The organism is Agrobacterium sp. DSM 25558, from assembly GCF_900100825.1.
GTDB lineage: Bacteria > Pseudomonadota > Alphaproteobacteria > Rhizobiales > Rhizobiaceae > Agrobacterium.
The window spans coordinates 428,715-444,840 of sequence record NZ_FMUD01000001.1; the positions used below are offsets into that span (position 1 = coordinate 428,715).

Here is a 16,126-nt window from a genome sequence, read left to right on the forward strand (position 1 = left end):
TTGTGATGTTCAGCATTCCACCACATTAACGGCAAGGCCACCGGTGGAGGTTTCCTTGTATTTCTCGCTCATGTCATTCCCGGTCTGGCGCATGGTTTCGATGCAGGCATCCAGCGGCACGAAATGCTCGCCATCCCCCTTCAGCGCCAGCGATGCGGCTGTGACAGCCTTGACCGCGCCGAGAGCATTGCGCTCGATACAGGGAACCTGAACCAGCCCGGCGATAGGATCACAAGTCATGCCGAGATGGTGCTCTAGCGCGATTTCAGCCGCATTCTCGATCTGGGCAGGCGAGCCGCCCATGACCGCAGCAAGTCCAGCAGCCGCCATCGCCGCAGCAGACCCCACCTCGCCCTGACAGCCGACTTCTGCACCGGAGATCGAGGCATTGTGCTTGATGATTCCGCCGATGGCCGCCGCCGTCAGCAGAAAGTCCCTGATGTCATCCACCGTCGCATCATCATGAAAATGGCGGAAGTACCGAACAGTCGCAGGCACCACGCCTGCCGCGCCATTGGTTGGGGCTGTTACCACGCGACCACCGGAGGCATTCTCTTCATTCACCGCCATGGCGTAGACGCTCAGCCAGTCATTTGCCAGCAAAGGATTGAGCCGGTTGCTGCGCCATTCGGCATTGAGTTTGTCATGGATAGAGCGTGCACGGCGTTTGACCTTGAGACCACCGGGCATGATGCCCTCGCCTTTCAGACCGCGCTCGATGCAGCCATTCATTGCTTCCCAAATCTGGTCCAGCCGCTCGTCCAGTTCCTGACGAGTGATGACAGTCTCTTCATTGGCGCGCTTCATCTGCGCGATGGTGCGACCAGAACGCTCCGCCATCTCAAGCATCTGCTTGGCACTGGCAAAGGGATAGGGAACCTTGGGTCCATTATCGACGGTCTTGCCGCGCTGACGCATCGCTTCGAGCTCGGTATCCGTCACCACGAAACCACCACCGACAGAATAATAGATGCGTTTGAGCAGCATCCGGCCCTGTTTGTCGTAAGCGGAAAACGTCATGCCGTTGGCGTGGCCCGGCAGCGGGTTCTTCTTGTCGAAGATCAGATCTTCAGCGGGACGAAAAACATAGGAAGGATGACCCGCCGGCGAAACCAGGCCGGTTGTTTCAACATCGGCAACGATGCGGTCCATTGCATCCGGGTCAACCAGATCGGGACGCTCCCCGTTCAAACCCAGCACCACAGCACGTCCAGAGCCGTGACCGATGCCGGTAAAGGCAAGAGAGCCGTGCAGACTGACCTTGATGGAAGAGACGACAGCACCGGATGGCCGTGGCCAGTCGTCCGACAGGATGGTTTCGAGAAAGCGGTTCGCAGCCGACATCGGTCCCATCGTATGTGAACTGGAGGGTCCAATACCGATTTTGAACACATCGAAAACCGAAAGAAACATATCTGCCTGCCCTATGTATAGACGTATTGGGTCAGTCTATCTGAACCATCGTAACGTGTCATATCAAAATGGGCATGAAATGCACTGAGCGCGACATACGGGTGCCGCAAACGAAAACAGCACGGTTTCTGGGAGAAACCGTGCTGCGATATCTGAAAATTTAAGAGAGATTTTTACGGGCTACCAAAAACGTAGGTCAATGCGAGAAAAGCGGCAAAACCTGCAAGTGCGCGAAATGTTACGGCCCAGCAGGATTTCTGTGCGGTTTCGTCCATGATTACTCCAGCGTGTTACTCTCGGGCCGTTCATGCGTCGGCCAGTGGGTGAACCATTTATTAAAAACTTGTGACAAAGGCAAATGCAAAAAACGGCTAAAGCAAGGCGTATTTGCCAAGCTGCCATTCACTCACTGCATAGGTACAATAAAAAACAAGGGCTTAGATGTTCATTTCGAAACAGGGCGCGCTCCGTACCCGTCTCAATTTGGACCAAAGTGTAAACACAGTCTGAATTCGTTCATCATGAGGCGTCGAGATGTGTATAAATCCGCCCTTGAACGAGGTTTTGCACAGATTGCGCCCCGACCATATTGAACGCATTTTACATGTGGATTATCGGGCATCTTGCATATCGAGAGAACGTCAACTCCAGAAACGGTGACACATCATGCAGGCCACGGCTTCGACCTTTCCAGACCGCGACACCGTCGCATCGAAAATCACCACCATGACGGAGGATGATCAGGCCTGGTTGAGGTTGCTGTTGGAAAATGCGCTGCAGGACGCAAACCTTCTGGAAGGCCTGCATCTGTTTCTGGATCAGCAATCGCAGGCGCGGTTTCTGAACGCGTTGAAGCTTGAAAAATGTGGCGAGTGGTTCGGCAACAATGCCCCTGCCCGCATACAGATACGTCTTCATGAGGTTTCGAAAAGCAGCCAGCATGCTGCCTTTGCCGCGTTTCGCACCGGATTGACGAAGTCAGGCGGACTGGAAAAAGCCTATCCCAAATCACCGCTATAGGGGTTCGGCCCTAATCCGGCACCCTATCGACCACAGCGATGATCGGCCCCATGGGGTGCCACCAGTCACGTCGCTTGGCCGCTGGTATGTCCACACTGGAAATGCTGCCGTCGAGATAAAGCGCGTTCGGCGTGTGCAGCCGGTCACGAAACAGCGTTGCGAAATCGTAGAAGCGGACGGCGTTTTCCGAGATCGCAAAGTGGACCTTACCGTCATCTGAGACGCCAACGCCGTTGCGAGTGTTCAAACTATCGCTCTGCGGCAAAAATCTCGGATGGAGTTCGCCGTTGATGACCAGCATAGGCCCGGACTGCGTGGCAAAATCCGGCTTGATATTGGTGTTGAGATAAGCACTCGTTTCCAGCACACCGGCTTTCTGGCCATCCATAAAGAACACGCCGTTGGGCTGCATATGGAAATTGCCCCAACCTCCACCGGTGCTGATGGCGTTGGTTTCGACACCGTTTTCGATATGCAGACCAACAGGTGACAAATCCCGGTGATACATGCCGCCATTCATGGCGAAGGTGACGAAACTATGCTGTCTCCACAGCGCAGAGGACAGCGCCTCGAACGAGCCGTAAGGTTTTCCAGCAACATGATCCCACTGGTACAGCCGAATATTGCTCTTCGCCGGATCGAAACTGCAAACCGTATAGCGACCACCCATATGATCGAGAGCCTGACAGAAATCTAGCAGATCGGCTGCACCCGCGCTCGTCGAGAATAAAAACGGCAGCAGGTATCGTATCAGCTTACGCATTGTTCCCCATGTCTCATCGATCTGTTCTTGGGAAAGTGTAAAGCGCTGGAGGGCGACGAGAATAAGGCCTCTAAAGGCCGAAGAATTCTTTTCAGGAAAACACATCTAAAAACATCGTGACCATAAAAAAGCCGGCGAAAATATCGCCGGCTTTTTCTTTTAAATTTCGGTGGAAGCTTTTAGCGGCGCGCGGCGCGATCTACGCTTCGTCCAGCAGCCTGTGTGCCGTCCACAGTGCCAGCAACATCCTTGCCGACGCCGCGGATGGTGTTGCCGCAAGAGCTCAAGGAAACGAGGGCGATGAGAACAGCGGCAGTGGTTGCGAAGAAACGTGTGAACATATTGAAACTCCCCTTATGTCTGCGCGCGCAGCGCAAACGATGATCGAATTAGCGCGCAGAAAACGCAGCACATGCAAACCGGTTCCGCGCTACGGTAAAAAATAATTCAGCGGACTACAGAACTTGCGCAACATCCCGGAAAGCATTGCGAATGCTGTCGGCAACCGCCTGAACCGGGCGTGTCGGCTTATCCGCAAGAATGAGGCGGATATCGAAGCAGCCAAGCTCTGGCAAACCGTCCTTCTCACTCAGGATGACCATGTCATTCTGCACATAGGAGCGCGGCAGCGGGGCAATGGCAAGATCGGCCTCGATCGCGGCCTTCTGAGCCATCGTATGGCCGCTGAGATAAGCCACGCGGAAACGTCGGTTTTGTTTTTCCAGCGAATTGATGGCTTCGGAGCGCCAGATGCAGCCATCCTCCCAGATGGAGATCGGCAAAGGATCGCGCATATGCGCGGTGCCGCATTTCGCACCCGCCCAGACCAGCCTTTCGCGCATCAGGACCTCGCCCGTGTCACGCAGGGGCAGAGACGCACAGTTGACGAGTGCCAGATCAAGCCGCCCCTCATCCATGCGTTTGTATAGCTGCGAACTGTTATCGATGGTCACATCAACCATGATGGCTGGGAAAACCTCTGCAAAACGCTTGAGGATACCGGGCAGCAAACCCCGCTCGCCAATATCTTCCGGTGCACCAAGCCGCACGACGCCAGAGAGTTCCGGCATGACGAACCGCGCGACAGCCTCATTGGACAACGCAATCATACGCCGCGCATAGGTCAGCAGCGTCTCGCCATGCGCCGTCAGCGTCACAGAGCGCGCATCACGCAGGAACAGCGTGGTCTTCAACTGCTCCTCCAGCTTTTTGATCTGCATCGAAACGGCCGACGGTGTTCGGAACACCACTTCGGCAGCGGTCGAAAAATTACCCGTCTCGGCAATCGCGACGAAGGTTCTGAGGATGTCGTTGTCCAACAGAGGCAGTGGCTGGCGGAAAGAAACTGTCATGAGACATGCTTTCAATTTTTCTGATCAATAGATCGATATCATTTCGTTTGATTGATTGTCAACGATCTCGCATTGTTTCCTGACAGACAAAGAATGGTGTCTCGAAACCACGCTTTAAAACATCACCAATTGTGATGAGAGATATAAAATTCATTCGTTTGATTGATGCGCCGCAAGCGCGCATATCAATTTCGTCTGACACTGAACGTGGAGCATAAGGAGTTTCAAAATGACCACGATAACCCAGCAGAGCCGGAGCCCGTCATGGCTTAGGCTTCATTCCCGGCATTGGCTTTCCCTCGCTGTCGAACTTGGCGGTGATGCGCTCGCATCATGGCGTCGCAGACAATCGCTGCGCGCATTGGAAGCGCTACCGGCAGATACATTGAAGGATATTGGATGGCCATCGAGCGACAGCAAACGCATGCGTATTGCCGCCAAGTAAAAGCGGCGCAAACGACGAAATAGATGGCTCGCAAGATTGAATCTTGGCGAGCCATTTTTTTGCACTGCGGAACAAATACCCGGCCACCACATTTCCCCCTGCCCCAATCAAGCACGAGGATATCTATGGCCCAGTTCGGTTCCAGCATTTTGCCCGGCGACTTCACCCGTCTCGGCGCGAATTTCGACGGTGATGGTGTCAATTTCGCAATTTTCAGCGCGCACGCGGAACGGATCGAACTGTGCCTGTTCGATGAAGACGGCAAAACCGAAATCGAACGGATTACCCTTCCGGAATTCACCAATGAAATCTGGCACGGATACATTCCCGGACTGAAACCCGGCGCGCTCTATGGTTATCGCGTGCACGGCCCATACGACCCGGAAAAGGGTCATCGCTTCAATCCCAACAAGCTGCTGGTCGACCCCTATGCGCGCGAGCTGGTTGGCGATATCCAATGGGGTACGGAGCAGTTCGGCTACAAGTTGGAGGCGGAAGACAAGGACCTCTCCTTCGATGAGAGCGACAGCGCCGCGAAGATGCCGAAGTGCCGGGTGATCGATCCCAATGATTACGACTGGGGCAACGACAAAAAGCCTGATGTTTCCTGGTCCAAGACGATTTTCTACGAAACCCACGTCAAAGGCTTCACGAAGCTGCACCCCGGCGTACCAGAAAATTTGCGTGGCACCTATGAGGGCTTGGGTGACAAGCAGATCGTCGATTATATCAAAAGCCTCGGCGTCACCTCCGTCGAGCTTCTGCCGATCCATTCTTTCCCTGATGATTCACATCTGCTGGAAAAGGGCCTGAAAAACTTTTGGGGTTACAACTCGCTCGGCTTCTTCTCACCGGCGTCACGTTATTACGGCCCCAAGGGCATGGCAGGCTTCCGCGATATGGTGCGGGCGTTCCACGATGGCGGTATCGAGGTCATCCTCGACGTGGTCTATAACCACACCGCAGAAGGCAACGAGCTGGGACCGACCCTTTCCTTCAAGGGTATCGACAATTTCTCCTACTACCGCACCATGCCCGACAAGCCGCGTTATTACATCAACGATACCGGCACGGGAAACACGGTCAACACGTCGCATCCGCGCGTGCTGCAAATGGTGACGGACTCGCTGCGTTACTGGGCAGAAGACATGCACATCGACGGCTTCCGCTTCGATCTCGGCACCATTCTTGGCCGCGAACCGGAGGGCTTCGATCAACGCAGCGGTTTCTTCGATGCCGTGGGCCAGGACCCCGTTCTTTCCAAACTGAAACTCGTCGGCGAGCCCTGGGACATTGGCCCCGGTGGTTATCAGGTCGGCGGTTTCCCTCCCGGTTGGGCGGAATGGAACGACAAGTACCGTGATACGGTGCGCGAATATTGGAAGGACGAGGACGGCACCGCTGGCGACTTCGCAGCCCGCGTTCTCGGTTCCGCCGATGTCTATGACCTGCGAGGCCGCAGGCCTTGGTCCAGCGTGAACTTCATCACCGCACATGATGGCTTTACCCTGAACGATCTCGTGTCCTACAACGAGAAGCACAATGACGCGAATGGCGAGGACAACAAGGACGGCCACGGCGATAACCGCAGCTTCAACTATGGCGTAGAGGGCCCGACCGATGATGAGAACATCACCGCCGTGCGTGATCGCCAGCGCCGGAACTTCCTGTCCACCCTGTTGCTATCACATGGTACTCCCATGTTGCTGGCTGGCGATGAATTCGGCCGCAGCCAGATGGGCAACAATAACGGTTATTGCCAGGACAGCGAGCTGAGCTGGGTTCATTGGGAAAATCTGCCGGAAAGTGCCGAAACGCTTCGCGCCTTTACCTCGAAGCTGATCGATTTGCGCCAGTCCCACTCCTTGCTGAGACGCGACAGCTGGCGTGACGGCACCCATGCGACGTGGCTGAACCCCGGTGGCGGAGAGCAGACGCAGGAACAATGGGAGGATGCGGGCAGCACATCACTTGGCCTGCGCCTCACACAAGACCCGCAAGGCAAACTGCCCGCAGAAGCGGATGAATGGCAAGACGTGCTGATCCTGTTCAATCCGCATGATGGCGCTGTCGAGTTCAAGTTGCCGGACGCGGATCATGGCTGGATGACGGAGCTGACGACAGCCGACCCAGCTGCACCGAGCAACACTATTGCCAATGGCGAAATCTACACCGTCGAAGGCCGCAGCCTGGTGCTTCTGCGCGCTGCATAACGCGCCTTCGTAAGACATAATAAAAAACGCCGGCAGAGATGCCGGCGTTTTGGTTTTTACGGATGGCCGAGTTGCCAACCGCCTGCTCTGGACAGGCGCTTTCTTGAAGCACTCTTCGCTTTGGCAGCGATACCGGCGCGCAGAGCAAAGAAGATGTCATCGAAATGATAGGGCTTGCTGAAGAACCGCGCATCTGCCGGTAGGTGCAGCGTATCCGGCGCATGTCCCCCGGAGGTGACAATCACCGAAATATGCTGCTGACATGTGTCCAGCATGTGGACCAGATCGATACCGGAGAGGCCACCGGGCATATCGATGTCGGTCACGACGGCGGAAATGGTGTGCACCTTGCCGATGATGGCCACCGCCTCCAGCACGTTCGATGCTTCCAGAACGGTATAGCCCGCCTCTTCCAGAACATCCGTCAGGGTGAATCTAATGATCGGTTCGTCTTCGACGACCAGCACGGTCAGGCCAGCTTCATGCATACGCAATACTCCGCTTAAAGGCACCGGACAAGAAACGCTCAGCCCTTCTCGAAGAGCGCCGTTCCATCACGTCAACAGAACGCGCAATTCGGCAATATCGATCAAAGGCTGCGCCTAAAAATTGAAAACAATATTAATAAAATGCGAAATATCAGTTTTATCTCATGGATGGCTCTGCCTCCGACTCGGCATGTTTGAGGAATGTTAAACCGGCGACTTCGATCATTTTTTTGACACCGCATCAGCGCCGTCGTATCTTGTGCCGAAAGCGTCGCAAATGAGATATACAGCGGACCATTTCCAAGCAAGGAATTGTGTTTCCGCAATGGAGCATGGTCGTCGTGAGCAAAACTCCTCCCAAAAAACGCACCGTCGTCTTTTTCATGGTCCCTCAATTCACAATGCTGCCGTTCACGGCTGCGGTGGAAACGCTCCGCATCGCCAACCGCATGCTGGGTTATGCGGCTTACGAGTGGCGCTTGGCATCTGCGGATGGCCAGAAGGTCGCCTCCTCCAGCGGCATAGCACTGGAAGCCAACACCTCATTGGCGGACGAACGCAAATCGGTGAGCGGTGAAAATCGCCCCAGCATGGTGCTGATCTGTTCCGGCATCGACATCGAGCAATACAGCAACAAATCCGTCAATGCGTGGCTGCGTGAGGCAAACAATCGCGGCATCGCCGTCGGCAGCCTCTGTACGGGCGCACATGTGCTGGCTCAGGCCGGCCTGTTGAACGGCAAACGCTGTGCGATCCACTGGGAAAATCTGCCCGGCTTTTCCGAAGCCTTTCCTCAGGTCGAGGTCTATGCCGATCTCTACGAGGTAGATGGCAACATCTATACCTGTGCAGGCGGCACCGCCTCTCTGGATATGATGCTGAACCTCATCGGCCAGGATTTTGGCGAAAACCTCGTCAACCGTGTCTGCGAACAGCAGCTGACGGACCGGGTGCGCAATCCGCATGACCGTCAGCGTCTACCGCTACGCGCGCGCCTTGGCGTGCAGAACGACAAGGTTCTTTCGATCATCGAATTGATGGAAAGCAATCTTTCGGAACCGCTATCCCTGCTGGATATTGCAGACGATGCAGACCTGTCGCGCCGTCAGGTGGAGCGGTTGTTCCGGCAGGAGATGGGCCGGTCCCCTGCCCGCTACTATCTGGAAATCCGGCTGGATCGCGCACGTCACCTGCTGGTGCAATCCGCCATGCCAGTGGTGGAAGTGGCCGTTGCCTGCGGTTTCGTCTCCGCATCGCATTTCTCAAAGTGTTATCGCGAAATCTACAATCGTACACCGCAGCAGGAGCGTGCGGAGCGCAAGCTGGTGATGAGCGCATCCCGCATGGCGGCTGTCGCCAGCCAAGGCAAGCCCGTCCATTAGCTAGGCCTGAAAAGGACGGACCGCTGCGGCCAGATCTTCGGCCGTCAGACCGGCACCCAGCCTCTGGGCAGTGTCACCATGAAGCCAGACGGCAGCAGCGGCGGCCTCGAAAGCCGGAACCTGCTGTGCCAGAAAACCGCCCGCTATTCCCGCCAGCACATCGCCAGAACCGGCAGTGGCGAGATAGGACGGCGCATTGGTGTTGACTGCCGCACGACCGTCCGGTGCCGCAATGACGGTATCTGCACCCTTGTAAACGATGACGGCATTGCTGAGCGCCGCTGCCGCCTGCGCTTTCTCGATCTTGCTGAGATTGTCATCTGCGGCGATAGCGGGAAACAGCCGACCGAACTCGCCTTCATGTGGCGTCAGAATGCGAGGCGCGTCATTGGCGAAAAGATCGAACAGCTGCCGCGGCTCCTGCCTGAACGCCGTGATGCCATCCGCATCCAGCACCAGCGCCTTGTCTTTCACCAGTGAGACGAAGCGACGCGCTTTCTCCATGTCGCCAAAGCCGGGGCCCAGAACATAGGTCGCATGCCGCTTGTCATCGCGCCAAGCCTCAAGCTGCTCGTCGGATTCGATTGCCGAGACCATGACTGCCGTCAGCGTAACGGAAAGGACACCCAGAGCCTCGTGCGGAGCCGCGATCGTGACGATGCCGGCACCGGCGCGAAAACCCGCCATCGCCGTCATACGGGCCGCGCCCGTGGCATGGGAGGGGCCGGAGAATACCGTCAGATGTCCCCGCTTGAACTTGTGTGTGTCCTCGTGCGGCCTGGGGAAAGCATCTACCCAGAGGCCCGGATGATTCTCAACGATAGAGCCACAACGCTCTTTTAGAATGCGCTGGGGTATACCGATATCGAAAACATCGACTGGGCCACACAGAGTGCGCCCCGGCATCAGGACATGGCCGGGCTTGCGCGCCACAAAAGTCACAGTTCGCTCCGCCCGAAAGGCACGTCCAAGCGCAATACCGCGCCGCCCGCAGAGACCGGACGGCAAATCGATGGCGATAACGGGAATGGACGCAGGCTCTACCTTACCAATAATGGCATCCACATCATCCGGAACATCCCGAGAAAGCCCCGCGCCGAAAATCGCATCGATGACGACGTCACCGAACCGTGGCTCGTAGCGATCAAGTGCTTCGAATGGCGAATCCCAGGCATCGAACGCCTGCCGGGCAGCGCCCTTAAGCTTCGCCGCATCCCCAAACATATAAATGGCGACATCGGCCCCACTTTGCCTCAAAGCACGCGCGGTCACGAACCCGTCGCCGCCATTGTTGCCGGTGCCGCACAGCACGGCATAACGAATGCCTTGTGGATAGTGCTTGAGCGCAGAGGCGGCGACCGCCTGCCCCGCACGCTCCATCAATGAGGCGATGGAAATGCCGCTCGCTTCTGCGCCGGCATCGATGCGCGCCATGGCGGAGGGATCTATCAAAACGTGTCTGGTGGAGAACATCATGGTGGCATATTCAGCGCAAAATTTCGCAAAATGCAATCGACGCAAAATTAGGCAAAATCAAATGCACAAAATAAAATCAAATGGCTAAAAAATAATCTTAACCGCATTCGAGCTTGCGCTTTTTGAGCGTAATGGAAAATCCGCAAATTCATCAAAAAATCGCCATATCGCTGTTCCTGAACGGTATTTTCGTCCACGAAAACAGCGAAGGCGAACCAAATTTAGCTTCATATCTCCATTTTTCGAAGTTTTTTTATTCAAAGCGGCTTCCGATCTGGCACGATACGTGCATTCTTGTGGCAGAGCGGAAAGACCGCTTTAACGGAAGAAGCGGAGAGATATTTTCTCATGAAAAAGATCGAAGCGATCATTAAGCCTTTTAAGCTCGACGAAGTGAAGGAAGCCCTTCAGGAAGTCGGACTTCAGGGAATAACGGTTACGGAAGCTAAGGGCTTTGGTCGTCAAAAAGGCCATACGGAACTCTATCGCGGCGCAGAGTATGTCGTAGACTTTTTACCGAAGGTAAAAGTCGAAGTCGTGCTTGCGGATGAAAATGCGGATGCCGTCATCGAGGCCATTCGCAACGCAGCGCAGACAGGCCGCATTGGCGACGGAAAGATTTTCGTCTCCAATATCGAAGAGGTCATTCGTATCCGCACGGGTGAGACAGGCGTAGACGCCATATAAAAAGACTGCACCCAGCACGAAAGCTGGGGCTTCACCTTGTTACCAAAACACTCAAGGAAAAGTTTTATGACGACCGCAAACGATATTCTCAAGCAGATCAAGGACAACGACGTTAAGTTCGTGGACCTGCGCTTTACCGACCCAAAGGGCAAGCTGCAGCACGTGACGATGGACATTGCCTGCGTGGACGAAGACATGTTCGCCGATGGCGTCATGTTTGACGGCTCCTCGATTGGCGGCTGGAAGGCCATCAACGAGTCCGACATGGTGCTGATGCCGGATACGGCAACGGTTCACATGGACCCGTTCTTCGCCCAGTCCACCATGGTCATTCTATGTGACATTCTCGACCCGGTCTCCGGCGAAGCCTACAACCGCGACCCACGCGGCACGGCGAAAAAGGCCGAAGCCTATCTCAAGGCCTCCGGTATCGGCGATACGATTTTCGTTGGTCCTGAGCCTGAATTCTTCGTCTTCGACGACGTGAAATACAAGGCCGACCCTTACAACACAGGCTTCAAGCTGGATTCGTCTGAGCTGCCGTCCAACGACGACACCGACTATGAAACCGGCAACCTCGGCCACCGTCCACGCGTCAAGGGCGGCTATTTCCCTGTTCCTCCAGTCGACAGCCTTCAGGACATGCGTTCCGAAATGCTGACCGTTCTCGGCGAAATGGGCGTTGTCGTTGAAAAGCACCACCACGAAGTCGCAGCCGCCCAGCACGAACTGGGTGTGAAGTTCGACACGCTGGTGCGCAACGCAGACAAGATGCAGATCTACAAATATGTCGTGCATCAGGTCGCAAATGCTTACGGCAAGACGGCGACGTTTATGCCGAAGCCGATCTTTGGCGACAATGGTTCGGGCATGCACGTTCACCAGTCCATCTGGAAGGGTGGCAAGCCGACCTTCGCTGGTGACGAATATGCAGGCCTGTCCGAGAGCTGCCTCTACTACATCGGCGGCATCATCAAGCATGCCAAGGCCATCAACGCCTTCACCAACCCGACGACCAACTCCTACAAGCGCCTGGTACCAGGTTACGAAGCACCGGTTCTGCTAGCCTACTCGGCCCGCAACCGTTCCGCCTCGTGCCGCATTCCTTTCGGCTCCAACCCGAAGGCAAAGCGCGTCGAAGTCCGCTTCCCTGATCCGGCCCAGAACCCGTATCTCGGCTTTGCAGCGATGCTGATGGCTGGTCTCGATGGCATCAAGAACAAGATCCATCCCGGCAAGCCAATGGACAAGGATCTCTACGATCTGCCACCGAAGGAACTGAAGAAGATTCCAACGGTCTGCGGTAGCTTGCGTGAAGCGCTCGACAGCCTGGACAAGGATCGCAAGTTCCTGACGGCTGGCGGCGTGTTCGATGACGACCAGATCGATGCCTTCATCGAGCTGAAGATGCAGGAAGTCATGCGTTTCGAAATGACCCCGCACCCAGTCGAATTCGACATGTACTACTCGGCTTGATCAAGAACTAAAAAAGGCGGCTTTTGGGCCGCCTTTTCTTTTGGGTATGAATCGACAAGGTCATTCAAGAAAATGTGGTCCAGACACCAAATATCTTGATATTTTTCATTCAGACCCCAAATTGTGTGGGGAAAGGATGTGCATGCCATGAAACAAAGAGACGCAAAATTTACGATTGGCGAGGTTGTTCGTCACAGGGTGTTTCCGTTCCGCGGTGTGGTATTCGACGTAGACCCGGAATATGCCAACACCGAAGAATGGTGGAACGCTATCCCTGCGGAAATTCGTCCGGATCGCGACCAGCCGTTTTATCATCTGCTGGCAGAAAACGACGACACCGAATATGTCGCATATGTTTCGGAGCAGAACCTTGTCCACGACGAGAGCGATCAGCCGCTTCGCAACCCGAATATTTCCCGCATCTTCGACACCACTCCCAATGGTGAATTGCGGGCGAAGTCAGCAATGACGCACTGATCTTCCGAACTGACATCTGAACAATAAAAAACCGGCCTGAAATCTCAGACCGGTTTTTTTATTGTCGAATTGATTAGTTTGCAGGCTTGGACTTTGCGGCGTCCTGAGCGGCTTCGAGCTTCTTACGAGCCTCTTCAGCCTTCTTCTGCATGCCTTCCTGCAACGAACGCTGGCTTTCGGCAAGCTGCGACTGCGTGATTGGCTGGCCATCATAAGCGCCGGTGAAGCCGGACAGTGCAATCTTGATCGGGTTTGGAGCGCGGCGGAAGTTGATGGAGGTGAACACGATCTCTGTGCCCTTCTTCATGCTGGCAATCATCGCATCCGTCAAAGGAACTTCAGCCGTGCACTTATCGGGCAGGCAAACTGCGTAGTCGAGCTTCTGGCCCTTGCCACCATCGATCTGCATCATCACGCCAGGAGGCAGAAGACGCGCCGTTGGTACGGAAACCTGAAGCAGCTTGCGATTGACCTTGCCTTCGACGCTGATGAGGCCAACAGCCGTGATCATCTGGCCATTCTGGGCGAGAACGACGTTCTGCACGACGCAAACATCATTGTCTTCCTGCTTGCTGCATGTCTTGAACCAGCCGAGTGGTGGTGCGCCAGCACCTCCGGCAGCCGGAGCAGCCTGCTGGGCCTGCGACACGGCAGGTGCAGACACGGCACCCAGAGAAACGACAACAGCAGCCAGGGCTGCACGGGTGATTGTGTTTGCGGTTTGCATCATAACAGTTCCGTCTCCTAAATTTTTATGTGAAGCAGAACGGCACGAACTGCTTAACATCACCGGTATCCGTCTGCCCGTTCCACTGTCGTTTAAATGAGGCAAATGCGTGACCCGACTGTTTCGGCAACTCTGTTACATCCCGCTGAGTGCGATATCCAGCACTTCTTTAACTTTTTCTTGAAGGCCGACAAGTTTTCCGCCGTCCGATGCCTGCCATAGTCGTGTGTGATACATTCGCGCGGGAATCAATACAAGGCGAGCGGTCTCGCGTCAAAGCGACATACGTGACAAGACAGCCAGAATGCGACAGGACAATTAACATGCGAAGCCTTTTGGCGTTCATCCCTGCTCTCCTCTTTTCAGGTCTGGCGCTGGCGGAACCTCTTCACGGGATTTCGATGCATGGGACACCTGCCCTGCCCGCAGATTACAAGAGTTTCCCCTATGTGAACCCGGACGTAAAAAAAGGCGGGCGTGTTTCCTACGGCGTCGTCGGCACCTTCGATAGCCTCAATCCCTTCGTCTTGAAGGGCATGCGCACCACGGCGCGCGGCGTCTGGGACCCCGAATTCGGCAACCTCATGTATGAGCCGCTGATGCAGCGCTCCGGCGACGAGCCATTCTCGCTGTATGGTCTGCTGGCTGAAACCGCCGAGTGGGACGACGACCGCACCTTCATCCAGTTCAACCTCAACCCCAAGGCTAAATGGCAGGATGGCCAGCCGGTCACGCCCGAAGATGTGATGTTCACCTTCAATCTTCTGAAGGACAAGGGCCGCCCGCCCTTCAACAGCCGCCTGAACGGCGTGGCGAAGATGGAGAAGATCGGCGAACATAGCGTCCGCTTCACCTTCAACGAAAATGCCAACCGCGAAACGCCTCTGATTCTCGCCTCTTCGACGCCCATCCTGCCGAAACACGCCATCGACCCTGACACCTTCGAACAAAGCGGCCTTGGCAAGGTGGTGGGCTCCGGCCCCTACCGAATCAAATCTCTGCGTCCGGGAGAACGGGTCATCTGGGAGCGGAACCCGGATTATTGGGGGAAGGATGTGCCGTCTAAGGTCGGATTCGATAATTACGACGAGATCAGCGTTCTCTATTTCCTTCAAGTGACGACCATGTTCGAGGCCTTCAAGAAGGGCGATATCGACATTTACCCTGAAGGCGATGCCATTAACGGATCAGCCGACACGTCCCATTGGGGACAGGCCTATAATTTCCCGGCTGTGCATCGCGGCGACATTGCCCGCGATATTTTCGAACCACGCCAGCCATCCGGCATGTTCGGCCTCGTGTTCAACACCCGCAAAGCCATCTTCGCGAATGAAAAGGTGCGCGAAGGCCTGTCTTATGCGCTCGATTTCGAATGGATGAACCGCAACATCATGGGCGGTTCGTTCAAACGCACACAGAGCTACTACCAGAACTCGCCGCTAGGTGCCTTCGGCAATGCCGCCGACGCGCGTGAACTGGCCCTGCTTGGCGATGCGGCCAAAAAGCTGCCGCCGGAGCTGTTGGCTGGCACCTACGCCATGCCCGTTACCGATGGTTCCGGTGCTGACCGCACGGTCCTGAAGCTGGCTGTCGATACACTCAAGCAAGGTGGCTATGCGATCAAGAACGGCAAGATGTCTGACTCCAAGGGTCGCCAGCTTGCTTTTGAAATCATGACCCAGAACCCGGCGCAGGAGCGCATCGCGCTTGCCTATCAACGCTCGCTGCGGCTGATCGGAGTCGATATGGCCATTCGCTCGGTGGATGACGGGCAATATCAGGCGCGCTCGAACAGCTTTGAATACGACATGATCATCCGCTCGCTGCCGTCATCGCTCTCGCCGGGTGCCGAACAGCTGAACCGCTGGGGCTCTGCTTCGCGTGATGCCAATGGCAGCTTCAACTATGCAGGCGTCGCCGACCCTGATGTGGACCGCATGCTGGACGCCCTTTTGCAGGCGCGCTCTACGGAGGATTTTCAAGCCGCGGTGCGAGGTTATGACCGTCTGCTGACGGCAGGCCACTATATTATTCCGCTGTATCACATCGGTGCGCAGTGGGTGGCGCGCTGGAAATATATCGCAAGACCGGAGATGACACCGATGGTCGGAAACCAGAAACAGACATGGTGGGATGCCCGCGCTCAGTAAGCTGGTTCTCTTTTGGTAACGCCTTGCGCATGGCCGACAACGCCCCTAGATGGGGCA

15 protein-coding genes are annotated in these 16,126 nt (G+C 55.7%); 8 read left to right on the forward strand and 7 right to left on the reverse strand.

What is annotated here, in order from left to right:
* Positions 1-9 precede the first annotated feature (9 nt).
* Positions 10-1,413, reverse strand: a complete 1,404-nt coding sequence (locus DSM25558_RS02180) for an L-serine ammonia-lyase (protein WP_077101281.1) — start codon at positions 1,411-1,413, stop codon at positions 10-12.
* Positions 1,414-2,079: 666 nt separating this feature from the next.
* Here DSM25558_RS02180 and DSM25558_RS02190 point away from each other — a divergent pair.
* Entirely contained in the window at positions 2,080-2,433 is a 354-nt protein-coding gene (locus DSM25558_RS02190) for a hypothetical protein (RefSeq protein WP_077101283.1), read from the forward strand.
* A gap of 10 nt (positions 2,434-2,443) precedes the next feature.
* Here the strand turns inward: DSM25558_RS02190 and DSM25558_RS02195 are convergent, their stop codons facing one another.
* The 3 genes from DSM25558_RS02195 to DSM25558_RS02205 all read right to left on the reverse strand — a co-directional run bounded on the left by DSM25558_RS02195 (position 2,444) and on the right by DSM25558_RS02205 (position 4,548).
* The gene (locus tag DSM25558_RS02195) at positions 2,444-3,196 is read right to left on the reverse strand and encodes a phosphodiester glycosidase family protein (protein WP_077101285.1); all 753 of its coding nucleotides are present in this window, start codon (positions 3,194-3,196) and stop codon (positions 2,444-2,446) included.
* A gap of 179 nt (positions 3,197-3,375) precedes the next feature.
* Positions 3,376-3,537 (reverse strand): entericidin domain-containing protein, encoded by a 162-nt coding sequence (locus tag DSM25558_RS02200; RefSeq protein ID WP_077101287.1) that lies wholly within the window; start codon positions 3,535-3,537, stop codon positions 3,376-3,378.
* A gap of 114 nt (positions 3,538-3,651) precedes the next feature.
* Complete coding sequence (locus tag DSM25558_RS02205) at positions 3,652-4,548, reverse strand: LysR family transcriptional regulator (RefSeq protein ID WP_077101289.1); 897 nt, start codon at positions 4,546-4,548, stop codon at positions 3,652-3,654.
* Positions 4,549-4,777: 229 nt separating this feature from the next.
* Here DSM25558_RS02205 and DSM25558_RS28940 point away from each other — a divergent pair, with 229 nt between their 5' ends.
* Both DSM25558_RS28940 and glgX read left to right on the forward strand, forming a co-directional pair.
* Positions 4,778-4,993, forward strand: coding sequence for a DUF1127 domain-containing protein (locus DSM25558_RS28940; RefSeq protein WP_077101291.1), 216 nt, complete (start codon positions 4,778-4,780; stop codon positions 4,991-4,993).
* Between the two features lie 125 nt (positions 4,994-5,118).
* The gene (glgX, locus tag DSM25558_RS02215) at positions 5,119-7,206 is read left to right on the forward strand and encodes a glycogen debranching protein GlgX (RefSeq protein ID WP_077101293.1); all 2,088 of its coding nucleotides are present in this window, start codon (positions 5,119-5,121) and stop codon (positions 7,204-7,206) included.
* 56 nt (positions 7,207-7,262) lie between these two features.
* Here glgX and DSM25558_RS02220 read toward each other — a convergent pair whose 3' ends face one another.
* A complete protein-coding gene (locus DSM25558_RS02220; protein ID WP_077101295.1) occupies positions 7,263-7,694 on the reverse strand; it encodes a response regulator in 432 nt (143 codons plus the stop codon).
* Positions 7,695-8,026: 332 nt separating this feature from the next.
* Here DSM25558_RS02220 and DSM25558_RS02225 point away from each other — a divergent pair, with 332 nt between their 5' ends.
* Complete coding sequence (locus tag DSM25558_RS02225) at positions 8,027-9,076, forward strand: GlxA family transcriptional regulator (protein WP_153366756.1); 1,050 nt, start codon at positions 8,027-8,029, stop codon at positions 9,074-9,076.
* Here the strand turns inward: DSM25558_RS02225 and DSM25558_RS02230 are convergent, their stop codons facing one another.
* The gene (locus DSM25558_RS02230; RefSeq protein WP_077101297.1) at positions 9,077-10,552 is read right to left on the reverse strand and encodes a bifunctional ADP-dependent NAD(P)H-hydrate dehydratase/NAD(P)H-hydrate epimerase; all 1,476 of its coding nucleotides are present in this window, start codon (positions 10,550-10,552) and stop codon (positions 9,077-9,079) included.
* Positions 10,553-10,900: 348 nt separating this feature from the next.
* Between DSM25558_RS02230 and DSM25558_RS02240 the strand changes: the two genes are divergently transcribed.
* From DSM25558_RS02240 to hspQ, 3 genes are all read left to right on the forward strand, one after another.
* Positions 10,901-11,239, forward strand: a complete 339-nt coding sequence (locus DSM25558_RS02240; protein ID WP_038542987.1) for a P-II family nitrogen regulator — start codon at positions 10,901-10,903, stop codon at positions 11,237-11,239.
* A 66-nt stretch (positions 11,240-11,305) separates the two neighbouring features.
* The gene (glnA, locus tag DSM25558_RS02245; RefSeq protein WP_077101300.1) at positions 11,306-12,715 is read left to right on the forward strand and encodes a type I glutamate--ammonia ligase; all 1,410 of its coding nucleotides are present in this window, start codon (positions 11,306-11,308) and stop codon (positions 12,713-12,715) included.
* A gap of 147 nt (positions 12,716-12,862) precedes the next feature.
* Positions 12,863-13,192 (forward strand): heat shock protein HspQ, encoded by a 330-nt coding sequence (gene hspQ, locus DSM25558_RS02250; RefSeq protein ID WP_077101302.1) that lies wholly within the window; start codon positions 12,863-12,865, stop codon positions 13,190-13,192.
* A gap of 73 nt (positions 13,193-13,265) precedes the next feature.
* Here the strand turns inward: hspQ and DSM25558_RS02255 are convergent, their stop codons facing one another.
* Complete coding sequence (locus tag DSM25558_RS02255) at positions 13,266-13,922, reverse strand: invasion associated locus B family protein (protein WP_077101304.1); 657 nt, start codon at positions 13,920-13,922, stop codon at positions 13,266-13,268.
* Between the two features lie 320 nt (positions 13,923-14,242).
* On the opposite strand from DSM25558_RS02255, the gene DSM25558_RS02260 reads away from it, so the two are divergent.
* A complete protein-coding gene (locus DSM25558_RS02260) occupies positions 14,243-16,069 on the forward strand; it encodes an extracellular solute-binding protein (protein WP_077101306.1) in 1,827 nt (608 codons plus the stop codon).
* Positions 16,070-16,126: the final 57 nt, after the last annotated feature.

Coding starts and splice junctions, on each gene's coding strand:
- DSM25558_RS02180 (WP_077101281.1), bottom strand. CDS start 1,413: ATGTTTCTTTCGGTTTTCGATGTGTTCAAAATCGGTATTGGACCCTCC.
- DSM25558_RS02190 (WP_077101283.1), top strand. CDS start 2,080: ATGCAGGCCACGGCTTCGACCTTTCCAGACCGCGACACCGTCGCATCG.
- DSM25558_RS02195 (WP_077101285.1), bottom strand. CDS start 3,196: ATGCGTAAGCTGATACGATACCTGCTGCCGTTTTTATTCTCGACGAGC.
- DSM25558_RS02200 (WP_077101287.1), bottom strand. CDS start 3,537: ATGTTCACACGTTTCTTCGCAACCACTGCCGCTGTTCTCATCGCCCTC.
- DSM25558_RS02205 (WP_077101289.1), bottom strand. CDS start 4,548: ATGACAGTTTCTTTCCGCCAGCCACTGCCTCTGTTGGACAACGACATC.
- DSM25558_RS28940 (WP_077101291.1), top strand. CDS start 4,778: ATGACCACGATAACCCAGCAGAGCCGGAGCCCGTCATGGCTTAGGCTT.
- glgX (WP_077101293.1), top strand. CDS start 5,119: ATGGCCCAGTTCGGTTCCAGCATTTTGCCCGGCGACTTCACCCGTCTC.
- DSM25558_RS02220 (WP_077101295.1), bottom strand. CDS start 7,694: ATGCATGAAGCTGGCCTGACCGTGCTGGTCGTCGAAGACGAACCGATC.
- DSM25558_RS02225 (WP_153366756.1), top strand. CDS start 8,027: ATGGTCGTCGTGAGCAAAACTCCTCCCAAAAAACGCACCGTCGTCTTT.
- DSM25558_RS02230 (WP_077101297.1), bottom strand. CDS start 10,552: ATGATGTTCTCCACCAGACACGTTTTGATAGATCCCTCCGCCATGGCG.
- DSM25558_RS02240 (WP_038542987.1), top strand. CDS start 10,901: ATGAAAAAGATCGAAGCGATCATTAAGCCTTTTAAGCTCGACGAAGTG.
- glnA (WP_077101300.1), top strand. CDS start 11,306: ATGACGACCGCAAACGATATTCTCAAGCAGATCAAGGACAACGACGTT.
- hspQ (WP_077101302.1), top strand. CDS start 12,863: ATGAAACAAAGAGACGCAAAATTTACGATTGGCGAGGTTGTTCGTCAC.
- DSM25558_RS02255 (WP_077101304.1), bottom strand. CDS start 13,922: ATGATGCAAACCGCAAACACAATCACCCGTGCAGCCCTGGCTGCTGTT.
- DSM25558_RS02260 (WP_077101306.1), top strand. CDS start 14,243: ATGCGAAGCCTTTTGGCGTTCATCCCTGCTCTCCTCTTTTCAGGTCTG.